Source organism: Hellea balneolensis DSM 19091 (genome assembly GCF_000428525.1).
Lineage (GTDB): Bacteria > Pseudomonadota > Alphaproteobacteria > Caulobacterales > Maricaulaceae > Hellea > Hellea balneolensis.
The window spans coordinates 43,653-58,499 of sequence record NZ_AUAC01000002.1; the positions used below are offsets into that span (position 1 = coordinate 43,653).

Genomic DNA, 14,847 nt, shown 5'->3' on the forward strand with positions numbered 1-14,847 from the left:
AACTTAACTGTTCGGTTCTTGTACTGCAGAGGGCATTTGGCCCAAGACATCCATAACAGATTTAATAAGCGGGATCTCATGCTGCATTGCCCGATATCCACGTTCGATAAGTTCATCTGCTTTGGTAAACTCAAGCATTCCTATGTGGCCGATACGCGGCGCAACAAAGACATCGGGCGGGTCCCCTGCTAATCTAGAGCGAGAAATACGGTCCATAACAATATTTAACGTCCCCATCATAACAGAGCCTATCTTTGGCCCTTTGCCGGGCTTTGAGTCCCCAATCATTGATTTTATTAAAAGGCGGTCAGGACGTAATTTGTTCAGGGATTGTGAGGCAAGTTCAAACGGGTCCGCTGTGTCGTCCTCATCCTCGTCTTCGAAGTTCATCTCATGAGAGCTTCCTATAGGACCAAAGGCGTCTCCGTTTAAGCTTACAGCGATAACCATATGTGCCCCCAAAGCACGGCAAGCTGAGACTGGGACGGGATTCACAAGAGCGCCATCAATCATATAACGCCCATCAATTTTAATAGGTTCAAACGCGCCGGGAAGGGCATAAGAGGCGCGTACAGCAGGAACCATTGGACCCCGTTGCAACCAAACCTCGTATCCGGTGCGAAGATCGCATGCGACAGCTGCAAATTTTCGGTCCAAATCTTCAATCCGGGTATCCCCAAGGTAATGATTTAGAACACGGGCGAGGCGCTCCCCACGTAAGAAACCGGATCCTCCCCAGCGGACATCCATATAGCTCATCATTCGCCGCTTATTTAGCGCACGTGCCCAGTTTTCCAATACGTCGAGCTTACCCGCAAGATAGGCTCCGCCGACAACCGCGCCGATAGACGTTCCTGCGATGATGTCTGGCTTAATACCGGCTTCGATTAAAGCACGAAGCGCCCCTATATGCGCCCACCCCCGGGCTACGCCGCCGCCAAGAGCCAATCCCAAGGGGGGCGTTTTATTGTCACCAATGCTGTCAGGGTCGAGTCTCATAATTATCTGTAACGTAAGCTGACACGAAAATGAACGTCTATCTCAGGCAAAATTCAGTCTTGCTTTGTTAGGTCTGTAAAAACACCAAAATAAAGGGCCGCATATGAGAGTTTCAATTTTAAACATCGCAATTATATCAACTGCCGTGATCGGACTTGCCGGCTGCGCCTCTATTTCCGAAAGCCAATGCGTGTCTGGCAGTTGGAGTGACATAGGATATAAAGACGGGGTCAATGGTAAACCGCGTGACAAACTTGCTGACTATGCAAAGACGTGTGCCAAATATGGCGTCCAGCCGGATCGTAAGCTTTACCTCACAGCTTTTGAGAGTGGTTTGACCAAATATTGTACTTATGAACAAGGCTTTGAATTGGGTGAAAACGGCAGCAGCTATAATCAAGTCTGTTCTGGGGCTGAGACTTCAGGCTTTTCTCAGGGCTATGATGAGGGGCGCGCCGCTTATGAAATCTATAAAGAGCATAAAAGGCTTGTCGAAAACTATGACGACATGCTTGAGGCCTTAGTCAATGTGCGCGGGCGGCTTGCTGGCGATATTATTGATAAGGACGATGAGGGTAACGTTATCCCTCTCAGCGCTAAAGAGCGAAAGCGCTTAATTAAAAAGCAATACCGCCTAGAAGGTGAGTTAGATGATTTAAGACAGGATGTTCGAGAGTTCGAATATGAGAATGATATATCACGGCACAGTTTTTAACGTTTTAATCTTGTCGATAAAATCACGGAACTCACCGTGCGTTCAACGCCTTCAATCGCGATGATCTTGTCTATCATGCCATCAAGGTCTGTGACGCTCATAGCCGCGACTTCGGCTATAAGATCGTGCGGACCAGAGACTGAGTAGATCGCGCGTATACCTTCGAGCTTTTCCATCTGGGAGATAATTTCTGCTGTCATGCGAGGGCTGACCGTAATCATGACGTGAGCTTTGATTTCCTGGTCGAGATATTCAGAAGTCAATTGCACAGTGTAACCGGCTATAACACCTTCTGTTTCCAATCTTTCAAGGCGTTTTTGTACCGTAGAGCGTGAAAGTCCTAATATCTGAGCAAGCTGCGTTGTTGTCGCTCTGGCATTGCCGCGCAAGACGGAGAGGAGCTGTTGATCTTTGAAAGTTACGCGCATTGTCAAAATAATTCCTCAATTTGAACAATATTATACTTCATAACGCTCAATATAATACTGCAAAATCATTAAAAATTTTGCTTATCTGTATTTAATGCGACTCAAAATGTTGAGCGCAGTAGGGTGGGGCATTACGGAGCTTAAATTGAGCGCAATTCAAGATACATATCTTTTTCGTCCCGTTGTTACGTCAGATGCCCCTGATTTACTTAAGCTTGTAAGCCAATCTAGCGGGGGCTTATCTAGTCTTCAGCCGCGCCTCGCCTTTCTAAAAGACTATATCGCGTCATCAGAGATGAGTTTTTCAGGCAAAAAGCCATTGGAAGACCCGCATAAATATCTGCTCGGATTGTTTGATACACGTTCTGATCGTCTTATTGGGTGTGCAGCAGTGAAAACCCAAATTGGAAAAGATAGTCCCTTTATCAATTTTGATATTAAGGGCGACGGGCCCGATCAGTGCTTGCAAGCCTCTTCGCGGTTTACGGGCGCGACAGAAGTCGGCTCGCTCTTTCTTCATCCCGATTTTCGGGCTGACGGATTAGGGCGTTACCTTGCCAAGGTTCGCTATCTCTTAATGGCGTCGGAGTCTTGGCGGTTTGGAGACAGCGTTATTGCTGAGCTTCGCGGTATTTGCGGCGCAGAAGGTAGCCCGCTTTATGATCACCTTTTCGAATATAAGCTTGAGAAAAGTTTTCTTGAAGCTGATGCCGAGTATTATGATCGAAACCCTGATACTTTAGGGGACATCGTACCTATCGGCTGTATTGAAACATGCGAAATGCCGCTAGACGTTAAAGCTTCTCTCGGACAGCCACATCCATCGGGAATAGGGGCCATGCGTTTATTGCAGCGCGAGGGCTTTATTTTTTCAGGTACAATAGATCTTTTCGATGCTGGACCAATAATGTCAGCTCATCGAGACACAATACGGACAATAATGAATGCCAAAACAGGCACGATTATAGCCTCGCCAAGTGGGTCTCAGGGCGTGCCAACTTTGATCGCTTCAGGCAAAGTTAATAATTTTAGAGCCGTCCTAACGCCCGCCAAAGCAAGTGAAAATGGGCTTTTGGTCCTGCCTGAAGCTGCTCATATCTTGGGCGCGGAGATGGGCGGTGATGTCAGATATTGGCAAGCGGAACCTCGCAGAACTGCGGCACAAGAGACCCTAGTCAAAGCTCACTTGTAAATTTAATAACTCATAAAACTAAAACTGGAGCCTCGCATGGCATCTGAAATTACTATGACCCATCAATGGGACGATCCGCTCTTTTTGGAAAGCTCTCTGTCTGAAGATGAGCGGATGATACGTGATACGGCGCGTGGATATTGCACAGACAAATTGATGCCGCGTGTTAAGTCCGCCTATAGTGAAGAGCGCTTTGACCGCGAAATTTTCAACGAAATGGGGGGGCTCGGATTGCTCGGAGCTATGGTTGATGAAGTTTATGGCGGAATCGGTGCCAGTCACGTGGTTTACGGCCTTGTTGCCCGCGAAGTTGAACGCATCGATAGTGGTTATAGATCCATGATGTCCGTGCAAAGCTCACTTGTGATGTATCCGATTGAGTCCTTTGGTTCGGAGGAACAAAAGAAGAAATATTTACCTAAGCTCGCAACCGGTGAATGGATTGGTTGCTTTGGGCTAACTGAGACCGATGGCGGTTCGGATCCGGGCGCGATGCGCACGACAGCTGTGGCGGCCCCAGGCGGTTATATTCTTAATGGCTCAAAGATGTGGATCACAAATTCACCTGTAGCTGATGTTGCTGTTGTCTGGGCAAAGTTGGACGGCGTTATTCGCGGCTTTATCCTAGAGCGCGGCATGAAAGGTTTCTCCACTCCGGAGATTAAAGGTAAACTAAGCTTACGTGCGTCAATCACTGGTGAACTTGCCTTTGATGATTGTTTCGTGCCGGCTGAAAATTTAATGCCAAATGTTAAGGGTCTTCGCGGGCCGTTTAGTTGCCTGAATAAAGCCCGTTATGGGATTGCGTGGGGCGCTATGGGAGCGGCTGAGTTTTGCTGGCATGCGGCCCGTGACTACGCCATGGAACGCATTGTGTTTGGAAAACCGATTGCGGCAACTCAGCTTGTTCAAAAGAAACTTGCAGATATGCAGACTGAAATCGCTTTGGGTTTGCAGGGTGCGCTTGCTTTGGGCCGTGCCTTAGACGAGGGGGCTTGGAGCCCTGAGTCAATCTCGCTTATGAAACGTAATAATTGCGGTAAGGCGCTCGATATTGCACGTGTCTCGCGGGATATTCACGGCGGTAATGGAATTAGTGAAGAATATCACATTTTGCGCCACGCCATGAATTTGGAAACGGTCAACACCTATGAAGGCACGCATGACATTCACGCGCTCATTCTAGGCCGTGCCCAGACGGGGCATCAGGCGTTCTTTTAGGAAATTAAGTTATCGCATGTGGAGACATCGCCGCGAATAAGCGTTTTGGCTGACCAAGCATTACTATTGATTGGTTTGCCATTTCGTACGTTTCTGGGGTTGTAAGAATACAGACATGATCCAGATGCATAGACAACGAAGCAGCTCTCTTCGCCGGATAAGTCGCCTGAATAAGTAAAGCAGATAACATCACCTGAGATTCGCCAATTTCCGTTATCTGTTACGTCACCTTCGCGATAATAGGTACTGCCATCTGCGTAGAAGCTTTCCGTAAATTCATTCGTTCCAGAACGCTCGCGTGGCCGTTTATAGATTCCGTCCATTGTTTGGCCTATAAAGGCATCATAGAGGTGCTTGCCAGTCAAGCGGTCAAGATTAGGGATTTCCTGTGCGGAAGTGGGCAAGGCGATAAAAATTAGGATAACCGCTGTAAAAAATGTCTTCATGATATCGAGGCCTCACACTTTGGTTGCTCACCTTTTATTACACTTCGTGCTGTCCAATAGTCTCGGTCAAGCTCATCTTTGAGCTCTATATTTTGATCCGAGTAAAAGTAGTAACAATTTTCAACTCTATAGACGCGAAAGCACCCGCCCGGCATATCAGGGGCGTCATAAAGATAACACATTGTGTCCTTTAGAATGAGCCATGTTCCGGGGTCTTTACGGCCATTTTCTGTATAGCTTATGCGGCCATCAGTATTATGTGCTTCTTCGTAGAAGCGTGTAGGCTCGCCTTTTTCTGTAAAGTTATAGGCCCCGCTATGGATTTTACCTTTAAAGCTTAGCCTTAAATCTTCCCCGAGCAATCGATTAGCATTGGGACGTATATCTGTTTTTTGACTTTGGGCTATGGCTGTAATCGGAGAGGCAAAAAGAAGAGCAGCAATACTCAATTTAAGAAATTTGTGGGGCACAATCAGGGTTGTCTCCTTTTATTACGCTGCGAGCTGTGAAGCCGCTTACGGGTCTATTACTAACCGAACGTTGGTAATGATAATAGCAATTACCCCGCCGATAAATATTGAAGCATATTGGATTAAAACGTGCAAATTCACCGCGCTCATTCGGATCATAGATAAAGCAAATCAAATCATCATTTATGGTATAGCTACCAGTATCCGTATGGCCGTCTTGTTGGTGCTCAACGCGGCCATCTTTACGCGTCGTTTCTTCAAACCCAAAAGTCCGAAAACTAACGCGTTTGAAGTTATACGTACCGCGATGTGTTTGTCCCTTAAAGGCAGTCTTGAGTTCAGATTCAGTCAGGGGAATGTCTTCTTGGGGATCAGGCATGTTGACTTGAGCTTGCGCAGTCACGGCAAAAAGAAGGCCAAGCCCTAAGATGAATCGTAAGAACAGCATAACGTCATTTTAACATGAAAAACCATTTTGGCTATGTTAGGCTACAGTATGACAAATGAGTCTCCCAGATTGCGCCGCGCTAGCCGATATCAAAAACAACAAGAACGCAAAGCCGCACAGCGTGCAGCAGACAACAAGCTTTACGGGGCGATGTTTGCGATGATGAGCATATTGGCTTTGCTAGCGGTATTGATCGGTGCCTTGATGCTTTACGGCGGCAATGTTGACGTTAGCGGCATGGGTGATCTGGCAGAGCCATGGATCGGGCCTTTCACTAAGCTTGAGACAGGCGGTTTCGTTTTTGTCGGTCTTATCGCGGGTCTACTCTATTATCGCATGCGAAAGAAATAGGCGCATAAGAGCAAACGAAACTGTGAGTCTCTCACCGCGAATAAGGCTTGCGGTGAAACCGGCTTTCCCCTAGACGTGCCGCGCTAATTTAGGCGCAACATTTATCCTCAAGGAGGCCATTATGGGGTATCGTTTTGCAATCGTCGGCGCGACAGGAAATGTCGGAACGGAAATGCTCGAAATTCTGGCCGAGTCAGATATTGATGTGGAAGAAGTATTTGCTGTTGCTAGCCGTAAATCAGTCGGGCGTATTGTTAGCTTTGGTGACAAAGACATCAAGTGCGTTGACCTTGAAACATTTGATTTCTCCAAATGCGACATTGCTTTGATGTCCGCAGGCGGTGATGTGTCCAAAAAATGGTCTCCCAAAATCGCCGAGGCCGGCGCTATCGTAATCGATAATTCCAGCGCATGGCGGATGGATCCAGATGTTCCGCTTGTCGTGCCTGAGGTGAACGCCGAGGCTGTAGATGACATGAAGAAAGGTATTATTGCTAATCCGAATTGTTCAACTATACAGATGGTCGTTGCGCTTAAGCCGCTTCATTACCGCGCGAAAATTAAACGCGTTGTCGTCTCGACCTATCAATCCGTATCAGGCGGCGGTAAAAAGAATATGGATGAGCTATGGGAGCAGACGAAATCTGTGTTCCATCCGCAAGACACATTTCCGCCTGTCAACTTCACCAAGCAAATCGCTTTCAACGTTATCCCGCATATCGACGTCTTTATGGATGGCGGCGATACCAAAGAAGAGTGGAAGATGAAGGCTGAGACCATGAAAATTCTCGACCCCTCTGTTAAAGTCACGGCCACCTGTGTCCGCGTCCCAACATTTGTCGGCCATGCCGAGAGCCTGAACATCGAATTTGCTGAAGAGCTTTCTGCCGATGAGGCACGATCTATATTGCGGGAATCTCCAGGCCTGATGGTTGTCGATAAGCAAGAAGATGGTGGTTATGTTACGCCTATTGAATGTGTCGGTGAATATGCCACCTATATCTCTCGCGTGCGCGAGGACAGCACGCAGGACAATACGCTGAATATGTGGTGCGTTTCAGATAATCTGCGCAAGGGTGCTGCATTGAACACGGTTCAGATCGCAGAAGTGCTTATCAATCGCGGCTTTAAAGGGCGCAAGGCGGCATAGGTTTGTGGGGATGTTTGATTGGTTAAAAAAGAAGTCTGCCTCTAAAGAGGCGGAAGCCTTTCCAGTTCATGAATCTGTGACCCAATCTCAGATTGACCGAAAGAAACGCTCGATTGCAACACTCAAATCTGGGGGTATTCCAGTTTTAAACACCCTTCCATTTATTGAAGATGAAGCAGAAGTAACGTTCCGTAGCCTGAAGGAGCTTTCAAACCGCATGTATGCATTGGCAGCTGTTTCGGATAAGGGATGCGGGGCTCCAGAAGATATCGTTGAAAAGATAATCCAAGAATTCTCTGTTGATAGTTTCACGCCTGCTGAACAAAACTTTATCGATGATCCTGAACCTAGTTATCATCAGCGCGTTCAGTTTGCATGGCGATCTGAGGCGCTCTATGTACTGACGTGGGCTTTGGGATACGTTGATGAATTGCCTTATCCTGACGAGGCTCAAACTTCCAAAGATATCTGGGAGCCATTTGCGCGGCTTAAAAGGGAGGAGTTTGAAGCAAATGCAAAGTTGCGAACCGCCTCAGAATTACTAGATGAGGCTGATCTGATTTATCGCTATCATTGGGCTGTCACAGATGCGCGATTAAATGGTAGACCTATGCCTGGCAGCTTAAATCAAAGCGTAGTTCTAGAGCGCCAATACGCTCTAAATTGGCTTGTGGGGTATATGGGGCAATCATGGGATGATGTTTCAACTGATACTTAGATAGCAAAAAAACCGCCCATTAAGGCGTTTAGTGAAATTTGACATACGACTCGATTAGTATACGATGTATACAAATGGAGTCTAATTATGTCGTCAGTGCCTTTTACCGTTCGCTTACAGCCAGAAACTAAAGAGGCGCTTGATGTTGCGGCAAAGTCGCTTGACCGCACGCCGGGTTATATTGTCAATCAAGCCATACAAAATTATCTGCAAGCAGAACAAGAAAAAGAGACCGCTATTTTAGCGGCTATTGAAAAAGCTGACGCGGGTCTTCTGGTATCAGAGAAAGCTGTTGATGACTGGCTTGACTCTCTAGACACACCCAATCCACTGAATATGCCAAAATCTGCTGACCGCGCATAAACCATGCATTTAAAGCTAACTGATGATGCCATTGAGGATTTAAAATGGGCAACACAGTATTACAGTTTGACCTTCCCAAGCGGGCGAAGCGGTTTCATAAAAAACTATAAAACGACGAAGATGCTCTTGTCTGAGAATCCTTACCTTGGTCGCAAATATGAACGTATAGAAACCGTTCGTGTTTTAAACGTCGTTAAATCACCCTTTGCAATATTTTACAAAATTACAGACAAAGAAATTCAAATTCTACGTGTTTGGGATCGACGCCAAGATGGCGCTCGGTTAAGGTTTTAACCAACAAAAAAGCCGCCCAAAAAAGGCGGCTTTTTCTATTTTTAACCTAAACTGCGGGTCTTAACGACGGCGCGGTTTTTTCTTGGAAGGGATGAGGCCCTCGATTTGAGCGCGCTTGCGTGCAAGCTTGCGAACGCGGCGAACAGCTTCTGCTTTTTCGCGGACACGCTTCTCGGAAGGTTTCTCAAAATGCTTACGCGCCTTCATTTCGCGCAGGATGCCTTCGTTCTGAAGCTTTTTCTTCAAAGCGCGGAGGGCCTGATCGACATTGTTTTGACGGACGTAGATTTCAACCATGTGGTTTTCAACTCATTTCTAATTCTAAATTTAAGGCTTTGAACAATTTCGAAGCCTTATTGAATAGCTCTCCCATAGCGGGGCGGAGCCGCGCCGTAAAGTCAAGAATTGTTGAAAAACAGCCAATATGTCAGGTTTCACATAAGTCTTGGCGAATTAGTTTATAGCAAGCTTGGAAAGTGGAGCTGTCAAAAATTGACTCAACTTTGCCAATGAACAGCCGCCTTAGGCACAAAAGCGTCTGTTTTTTAACAGTTTTTAAAGTTTTACCCTTGCCTCAACCCTGTTGAGTTTGCTTTAAGTGATCAACTTTTCAGGGGGTTAGGTTTATGAGCACGGGAACAGTCACACGCGCAGACTTAGCTGAGGCAGTTTACCGTGAAATCGGTTTGTCTCGAACTGAGAGCTCTGAACTTGTAGAGTCTGTTATCGACCATATCAGTGAAGCCCTTCTCCGCGGAGAGCAGGTTAAGCTAGCCGGGTTTGGGACGTTCTCTCTGAGGGATAAAAAAGAACGTATGGGCCGCAACCCGAAAACGGGCAAAGCAGTCCCTATCACCCCAAGGCGTGTTCTCGTATTTAAACCCTCACAAATTTTGCGCGAACGTGTCGATTCGGCATTGACGCCAAAATAATGCTAGAGTCTGATTCGTAAGCAAAGGAATCTGGATGCAGGCCAAAACAACACGTGCCTTTAGAACTATCAGCGAAGCTGGTGAAGAGCTTAGTTTGCAGCCGCATGTCTTGCGTTTCTGGGAATCTAAGTTCCCACAAATTAAGCCCATTAAAAGAGGCGGCGGCCGCAGATTTTATCGTCCCGAGGATATTGAATTTTTACGCGGTATCAAAATTCTCCTTCACGATGAAAAGCACCCGATCAAAGACGTGCAAAAACTTATTAGGGTAAAAGGCGCCGGACGTGTCATTGAGCTTGGACAATCCGTCCAAAAAGCAGCCACAGAAAAAGAAGTCACAGAAACAGTTCTTATTCCCGAACGCATTCAAAAGGCAGAAGTCGTCAAATCCTTAGAAGTAGAAGATGAACGGGTTGTCGCCTTTATTCCGCGTAAAGAGGAAAAGCCGGCCTCACAACCCTCAGCTGCCCATATTGTTGAGTATGTTGAGGAAGAGGAGCCTGTTCCCGAAGAGGTTGGCCTCTCTACAGAAGAACGTTCCGACCTTGAGGGCGCTTTAGAACGATTGGTATCTCTGCGTCGCCGTTGGTTGGAGTTCAAAGATGCCGAGTTTAAAAATCCTACTTGAAGGCGCACAGAGCTATTGCTCTCTCTTGCGCACCCGCCTATAGAGCTGCCTCGATGAGAGTGTCGGAGTATAGCGCAGTCCGGTAGCGCACTAAGCTGGGGGCTTAGGGGTCACAGGTTCGAATCCTGTTACTCCGACCATCATCTCTAGAAAAAATGTCACAGCGCCATTTTTCACCCGCTCCCGTATATAGCATATATGACTTATCCCGCTCTCAAAAAAACTGATGCAAGTATCAGAAATTGGCTGTTTTTTATGGTAGTCCTCGTGACCCTAATGATCGTATTGGGCGGAAAAACGCGCCTTACAAATTCAGGGCTTTCCATTACAGAGTGGGCCCCGATTTCAGGGGCCTTGCCACCGCTGAGTTTCGAGGCTTGGCTATTAGAGTTTGAGAAGTACAAACAAATTCCGGAGTTTTCCGCTGAACATCCAGATATGGACTTGGAAGGTTTTAAAGTCATTTATTTTTGGGAGTGGAGCCACAGGCAATTAGGGCGCCTGATTGGGCTCGCTTATGCACTTCCTTTTTTCTATTTCTTTTTCCGCAAGAGATTACCTGAAGGACAAACGCTGAAGTTTTTCAGCATCATGTGCTTGATCGGTGTGCAAGGCGGCATAGGATGGTGGATGGTCGCCAGTGGTCTTGTAAATGACCGTGTAGATGTCAGCCAATATAGGTTAGCGACTCATTTAGGTGTGGCTTTTATTATCTTAGCTGGGCTCGTTTGGCTCTGGCGAAATCAAGCCGAAGGATGGCCAGCACCTTCAAATTCGGAGGTCCCTAAGAAAAGAATGAAGCTCTTAGCAGGCCTTGTATTTCTTCAAATCGTAGCCGGCGCTTTTGTAGCGGGTCTCAAGGCCGGGCGAACTTATAATACATGGCCTCTGATGGATGGCGATTTTGTCCCCGCTGGATATTCTTCTATGGATCCGTTTTGGCGAAATATGTTTGAGAATATTGCGGCCGTTCAATTTAATCACCGCATTTTGGCTTATATTATTTTGGTTGTCACAATATGGGTGTTCGTTGCGGCGAGACCGCATAAGCGCCTTAAAAAATATATGATTGTCTTTAAAGGACTACTGCTATGGCAGGTCTTATTGGGCATCTATGTCTTGTTGACGGGGGATGCATTATGGCTTGCGCTGTTGCATCAGTTCTCAGCCGTATTTCTTTGGATATCGCTGATAATGGCATTGCGAGTTGCGCACAAAGCCTAGGGCGTAGTCAGCTCATTCAGGGCATATGCGCGTGAAATCAGAACAAGCCGTCCTTCATTTTCATCCGCGACTAGCACGACGCCTTCATTGAAAACACTGCCCATATTGGCGGAGGTAACGCTCACGAGACCGACTTCCTTTATACCGTTAATACTTAAGCCATTGGTGATTTCTACTGTCTTATTGACTTTATCAGAGCTTAACACCAATCCGTTTGAGGAACCCGGTTTTAGGACGAAATTTTCATTTATATGAAGCGCATTATTTGACATACAGTTATTGTTGTCATCAATTTTCACCTCAGACTTGCTAAGTGAAAGTGATGTGTCCTCAAATATTTCTACAGTTAACTTTTGAACGTCTTTGCGTGTGGAGACGGCCCAGATTGTATCGCCGCTTAGCTCTGCAGACGCACAAAACCGTTCGAAGCTTTCATCGCCCTGAGACACAGCAAGGGGACTGAAATTGCCGTCATTATCCGATTGAACAAAGGCTTTAATTTTTCCTTGAGGTGTGAGTGCAAGAAAAACACCGGATTGTTTTTCCCTCGCTAGCCCAATGACGTCATCATACTTTCCAAGTGCAACAATATCAGTCTCGCTGCTATCAGTCGTCGCGCGATGCAAAGTGCCTTTATTGTCAAGTAAGATGATATGTCCAAGCCAAGAGGCGACGCTATTTGGGACAAAAGTGGCCGCTCGAATGGGGGAGGGCGTTTGGATGTCAGTCGTGGCTCGAAGCACGATGTCGGCTTCGGTTGCCTCTATTTCACTTTTAGATCTCTCGCCGCTTTGGCATGCCATAAGTGATATTAGAGCCGAAATGGCGAAAAAATTACGTGAAAACATAACTCTATATAGGACATCAAGCTTTTATAAGAATAGTAAAATTACTTCAAATTCTCTAAAAGTTTCGAATGAAGGGCTTAACATCTGCAATATAGTTAGGAGCCGTTCTATCTACCTTGAAAGTTACATAGTCTTTATCTTTGAAAGAAGAGAGCACGTTGAGCTTACGCATGACCCGTCCCGCAAAGGCTTTGGCTAATTTTTCAGGAGTAGAAGCGCTACGCCATTGCGGATTCATACCTAATTTTTGGCGCAAGACAGCATTGCAATACATAACTGCGTTTTTGAGCGAACTTTCAGGCGTTGAGAATTCGGCTGTTATGGACACGCAAAACCCCATATTTTCTACGCGGTGTGGCATATTTAGTGGCCAACTAATAAGATCATTACCTGTGAGATCGTATATGGTCGCATCTTTTTCCATAGATATGTCGTAGGGTAAATAATCTTCCGTCATTGAGTATAGGACGCGTTCATAGTTTTCGTCGGGTAGAAAGCGTGGTGTATCGGGGTATAAATAGAACCGTTTATGCCCATGAATATGCCACAACATCGTATCCGTAGGATCGCAATGATAAGGCGTCTGCGCGGTAGGGCAGGTGATTAAGATACCGCCGCGGGGGTTGAAAGCCTTCGTTCCGCTATGCTCTGAAAGCTCTCCATACATTTGATCCAGAACATCTTTATACTCAGGGTGCAAGTTCATGCCTTCACGGACATTCATCCAAATCACGCCTTTTCGAGCGGCTTCAATAAGAGTTTTGCCGTCTACGTCTCTGGCATCGCCTGTGCGGAACTTTCCTTGATAAATCTCATGGCCTGCTAAGGTGCAGACATCCAAATGAGATCTTGGATGTTTGTCCAAAAGCATAGCTAAGGCGTCATCTGTAAAGAGGCCGGTTTCATTCAGATTGTGATTAGCAACTAAAGTTTTCTTACGAAAGTTTTGTGAATGTTCAGTTGTCCAGTTTTGCAGTATCATAATCTTCATTCCAACGATAAAATTCTCAACTATCTTTGCAAACAGCGTGCCTAGACCTTGAAATGAGCTATGATTTTTACAGTGCCGATCTCACATTTCTGTTACCTCTCTGATGAAGTTGCCGATGAGTGTCTACTGAAAGGCTATTAGGAGATAGAGTGCCGTATTGAGCTTTATGAATATTTAAGCAGAAAAAAGTATGGTAACATAATACCGCTTTTATAACATATTGTTTTTGTTTGTAAAATTGCAATAGGTTATGAGAATAAGGTGTTGACGCCTATGCTTCATCTCTGTAGTTACCCGCCATCACGAAAGATGTTGTTTCATTTGGGACGGCTGAATTCATTAGAGGATATTATGAAAACCACAAAATTCGTCAAAACCGCTGAGGTTGAGAAGAAATGGATTTTGATTGATGCTGAGGATGTCGTTGTTGGCCGCCTTGCTACATTCATTGCCATGCGTCTCCGCGGTAAACACCTACCAAATTACACGCCGCACATCGACCACGGCGATAATGTTATTGTCATCAATGCTGAGAAAGTCGCTTTCACAGGCAAGAAACGTAATGACAAAGTTTATTACTGGCACACAGGTTACCCGGGCGGCCTCAAAGAGCGTACAGCTGATAAGATATTGGATGGCCGTTTCCCTGAGCGCGTAATGCGCAAAGCGGTTCAGCGCATGCTCCCAAAGGAATCTCCATTGGCGCGTAAGCAACTCTCTAACCTGCGCGTTTATGCAGGTGCCGATCATCCACATGCGGCGCAAGAGCCACAGATCATTGATTTCAAATCAATGAGCCCCAAAAATGTAAAGGCGAAATAGATCATGGCTGATACAAAAACACTCGAAGACCTCAAAGACGTAATGGAAGGCACGGCGACTTCTGCGGACGGAACCGTTGTTGCAACATCTGCAGCGCTGCCTGAGCCAAAGATTGATGAGCATGGCCGTTCATATGCGACTGGGAAACGTAAAAACTCTATTGCCCGCGTTTGGATTAAACCTGGCAACGGCAAAATAACCGTTAATGGCCGCGATCAAGAAGTTTACTTCGCGCGTCCGGTTCTGCGCTTGATTATTGCACAGGCTTTCCAGGTAGCTGAGCGCGTTGATTCATACGACGTTGTCGCAACTGTCAAAGGCGGCGGCCTGTCCGGTCAAGCCGGTGCTGTGCGTCACGGCATTACAAAAGCTCTTACATATTATGAGCCTGCGCTACGTCGTCCGCTGAAAGCCGCGGGCTTTATTACGCGCGACTCACGTGTTGTTGAGCGTAAGAAATACGGTAAAGCGAAAGCCCGTAAGAGCTTCCAGTTCTCTAAGCGTTAAGCATTACGATACATATATCGTTGTATTACAAGGCGCTTTCGAGAGAATCGAAGGCGCCTTTTTTGCGCCTATATAAGTAGCCTTTCATATTATTGTCGGG

At 46.4% G+C, this 14,847-nt stretch carries 21 protein-coding genes and 1 tRNA gene; 14 read left to right on the forward strand and 8 right to left on the reverse strand.

The genetic code is table 11. The features are described 5' to 3' along the window. Window positions 1–3: 3 nt before the first annotated feature. Window positions 4–999, reverse strand: coding sequence for a patatin-like phospholipase family protein (locus tag F569_RS15745; RefSeq protein WP_051279014.1), 996 nt, complete (start codon window positions 997–999; stop codon window positions 4–6). Window positions 1,000–1,102: 103 nt separating this feature from the next. On the opposite strand from F569_RS15745, the gene F569_RS18590 reads away from it, so the two are divergent. Then, window positions 1,103–1,714, forward strand: coding sequence for a DUF2799 domain-containing protein (locus tag F569_RS18590; protein ID WP_051279016.1), 612 nt, complete (start codon window positions 1,103–1,105; stop codon window positions 1,712–1,714). Here the strand turns inward: F569_RS18590 and F569_RS0100290 are convergent. Next, window positions 1,711–2,142, reverse strand: a complete 432-nt coding sequence (locus tag F569_RS0100290) for an Lrp/AsnC family transcriptional regulator (RefSeq protein ID WP_026940540.1) — start codon at window positions 2,140–2,142, stop codon at window positions 1,711–1,713. The genes F569_RS18590 and F569_RS0100290 overlap by 4 nt on opposite strands. A gap of 106 nt (window positions 2,143–2,248) precedes the next feature. On the opposite strand from F569_RS0100290, the gene F569_RS18595 reads away from it, so the two are divergent. Next, window positions 2,249–3,334 (forward strand): arginine N-succinyltransferase, encoded by a 1,086-nt coding sequence (locus F569_RS18595; RefSeq protein ID WP_051279018.1) that lies wholly within the window; start codon window positions 2,249–2,251, stop codon window positions 3,332–3,334. A gap of 36 nt (window positions 3,335–3,370) precedes the next feature. Then, window positions 3,371–4,555 (forward strand): acyl-CoA dehydrogenase, encoded by a 1,185-nt coding sequence (locus F569_RS0100300; protein WP_026940541.1) that lies wholly within the window; start codon window positions 3,371–3,373, stop codon window positions 4,553–4,555. Here F569_RS0100300 and F569_RS0100305 read toward each other — a convergent pair. The 3 genes from F569_RS0100305 to F569_RS0100315 are packed head-to-tail and all read right to left on the reverse strand — an operon-like array spanning window position 4,552 to window position 5,919. Then, window positions 4,552–5,001, reverse strand: a complete 450-nt coding sequence (locus F569_RS0100305; protein ID WP_026940542.1) for a hypothetical protein — start codon at window positions 4,999–5,001, stop codon at window positions 4,552–4,554. The genes F569_RS0100300 and F569_RS0100305 overlap by 4 nt on opposite strands. Further along, window positions 4,998–5,471: a hypothetical protein gene (locus tag F569_RS15760; RefSeq protein ID WP_154813592.1), complete on the reverse strand. Its 474-nt coding sequence runs from the start codon at window positions 5,469–5,471 to the stop codon at window positions 4,998–5,000. The genes F569_RS0100305 and F569_RS15760 overlap by 4 nt, the downstream gene beginning before the upstream one ends. Continuing rightward, window positions 5,452–5,919, reverse strand: a complete 468-nt coding sequence (locus F569_RS0100315) for a hypothetical protein (RefSeq protein WP_026940543.1) — start codon at window positions 5,917–5,919, stop codon at window positions 5,452–5,454. Before F569_RS0100315 ends, F569_RS15760 begins: the two co-directional genes overlap by 20 nt. Window positions 5,920–5,967: 48 nt before the next feature. Between F569_RS0100315 and F569_RS0100320 the strand changes: the two genes are divergently transcribed. The 5 genes from F569_RS0100320 (at window position 5,968) to F569_RS15765 (ending at window position 8,795) form a co-directional block, all read left to right on the forward strand. Then, on the forward strand, window positions 5,968–6,270 hold the full coding sequence (locus F569_RS0100320; protein ID WP_026940544.1) for a hypothetical protein: 303 nt from the start codon (window positions 5,968–5,970) through the stop codon (window positions 6,268–6,270). Between the two features lie 121 nt (window positions 6,271–6,391). After that, entirely contained in the window at window positions 6,392–7,420 is a 1,029-nt protein-coding gene (locus tag F569_RS0100325) for an aspartate-semialdehyde dehydrogenase (RefSeq protein WP_026940545.1), read from the forward strand. Between the two features lie 10 nt (window positions 7,421–7,430). Further along, the gene (locus F569_RS0100330) at window positions 7,431–8,138 is read left to right on the forward strand and encodes a DUF4272 domain-containing protein (protein ID WP_034386965.1); all 708 of its coding nucleotides are present in this window, start codon (window positions 7,431–7,433) and stop codon (window positions 8,136–8,138) included. Between the two features lie 87 nt (window positions 8,139–8,225). Then, window positions 8,226–8,501, forward strand: a complete 276-nt coding sequence (locus F569_RS0100335) for a CopG family ribbon-helix-helix protein (RefSeq protein WP_026940547.1) — start codon at window positions 8,226–8,228, stop codon at window positions 8,499–8,501. A 3-nt stretch (window positions 8,502–8,504) separates the two neighbouring features. Beyond that, window positions 8,505–8,795 (forward strand): type II toxin-antitoxin system RelE/ParE family toxin, encoded by a 291-nt coding sequence (locus F569_RS15765; protein ID WP_034386968.1) that lies wholly within the window; start codon window positions 8,505–8,507, stop codon window positions 8,793–8,795. Window positions 8,796–8,855: 60 nt separating this feature from the next. Here the strand turns inward: F569_RS15765 and rpsU are convergent, their stop codons facing one another. Continuing rightward, entirely contained in the window at window positions 8,856–9,092 is a 237-nt protein-coding gene (gene rpsU / locus F569_RS0100345) for a 30S ribosomal protein S21 (protein ID WP_026940548.1), read from the reverse strand. 329 nt (window positions 9,093–9,421) lie between these two features. On the opposite strand from rpsU, the gene F569_RS0100350 reads away from it, so the two are divergent. From F569_RS0100350 to F569_RS0100365, 4 genes are all read left to right on the forward strand, one after another. After that, a complete protein-coding gene (locus F569_RS0100350) occupies window positions 9,422–9,727 on the forward strand; it encodes an integration host factor subunit alpha (protein ID WP_026940549.1) in 306 nt (101 codons plus the stop codon). A 34-nt stretch (window positions 9,728–9,761) separates the two neighbouring features. Next, window positions 9,762–10,355, forward strand: coding sequence for a MerR family transcriptional regulator (locus F569_RS18600; protein WP_051279020.1), 594 nt, complete (start codon window positions 9,762–9,764; stop codon window positions 10,353–10,355). Window positions 10,356–10,418: 63 nt separating this feature from the next. Further along, a tRNA-Pro gene (locus F569_RS0100360) sits at window positions 10,419–10,495 on the forward strand. A 58-nt stretch (window positions 10,496–10,553) separates the two neighbouring features. Further along, window positions 10,554–11,579 (forward strand): COX15/CtaA family protein, encoded by a 1,026-nt coding sequence (locus tag F569_RS0100365; RefSeq protein ID WP_026940550.1) that lies wholly within the window; start codon window positions 10,554–10,556, stop codon window positions 11,577–11,579. Here the strand turns inward: F569_RS0100365 and F569_RS0100370 are convergent. Together F569_RS0100370 and F569_RS0100375 are read right to left on the reverse strand one after the other, a co-directional pair. Beyond that, window positions 11,576–12,427 (reverse strand): hypothetical protein, encoded by an 852-nt coding sequence (locus F569_RS0100370; protein WP_026940551.1) that lies wholly within the window; start codon window positions 12,425–12,427, stop codon window positions 11,576–11,578. The genes F569_RS0100365 and F569_RS0100370 overlap by 4 nt on opposite strands. A gap of 55 nt (window positions 12,428–12,482) precedes the next feature. Beyond that, window positions 12,483–13,409, reverse strand: a complete 927-nt coding sequence (locus F569_RS0100375; protein WP_162143703.1) for a hypothetical protein — start codon at window positions 13,407–13,409, stop codon at window positions 12,483–12,485. 360 nt (window positions 13,410–13,769) lie between these two features. Between F569_RS0100375 and rplM the strand changes: the two genes are divergently transcribed. Together rplM and rpsI are read left to right on the forward strand one after the other, a co-directional pair. Then, window positions 13,770–14,240: a 50S ribosomal protein L13 gene (rplM, locus tag F569_RS0100380; protein ID WP_026940553.1), complete on the forward strand. Its 471-nt coding sequence runs from the start codon at window positions 13,770–13,772 to the stop codon at window positions 14,238–14,240. A gap of 3 nt (window positions 14,241–14,243) precedes the next feature. Further along, the gene (gene rpsI / locus F569_RS15775; protein WP_034386971.1) at window positions 14,244–14,747 is read left to right on the forward strand and encodes a 30S ribosomal protein S9; all 504 of its coding nucleotides are present in this window, start codon (window positions 14,244–14,246) and stop codon (window positions 14,745–14,747) included. The last annotated feature ends 100 nt before the right edge of the window (window positions 14,748–14,847 follow it).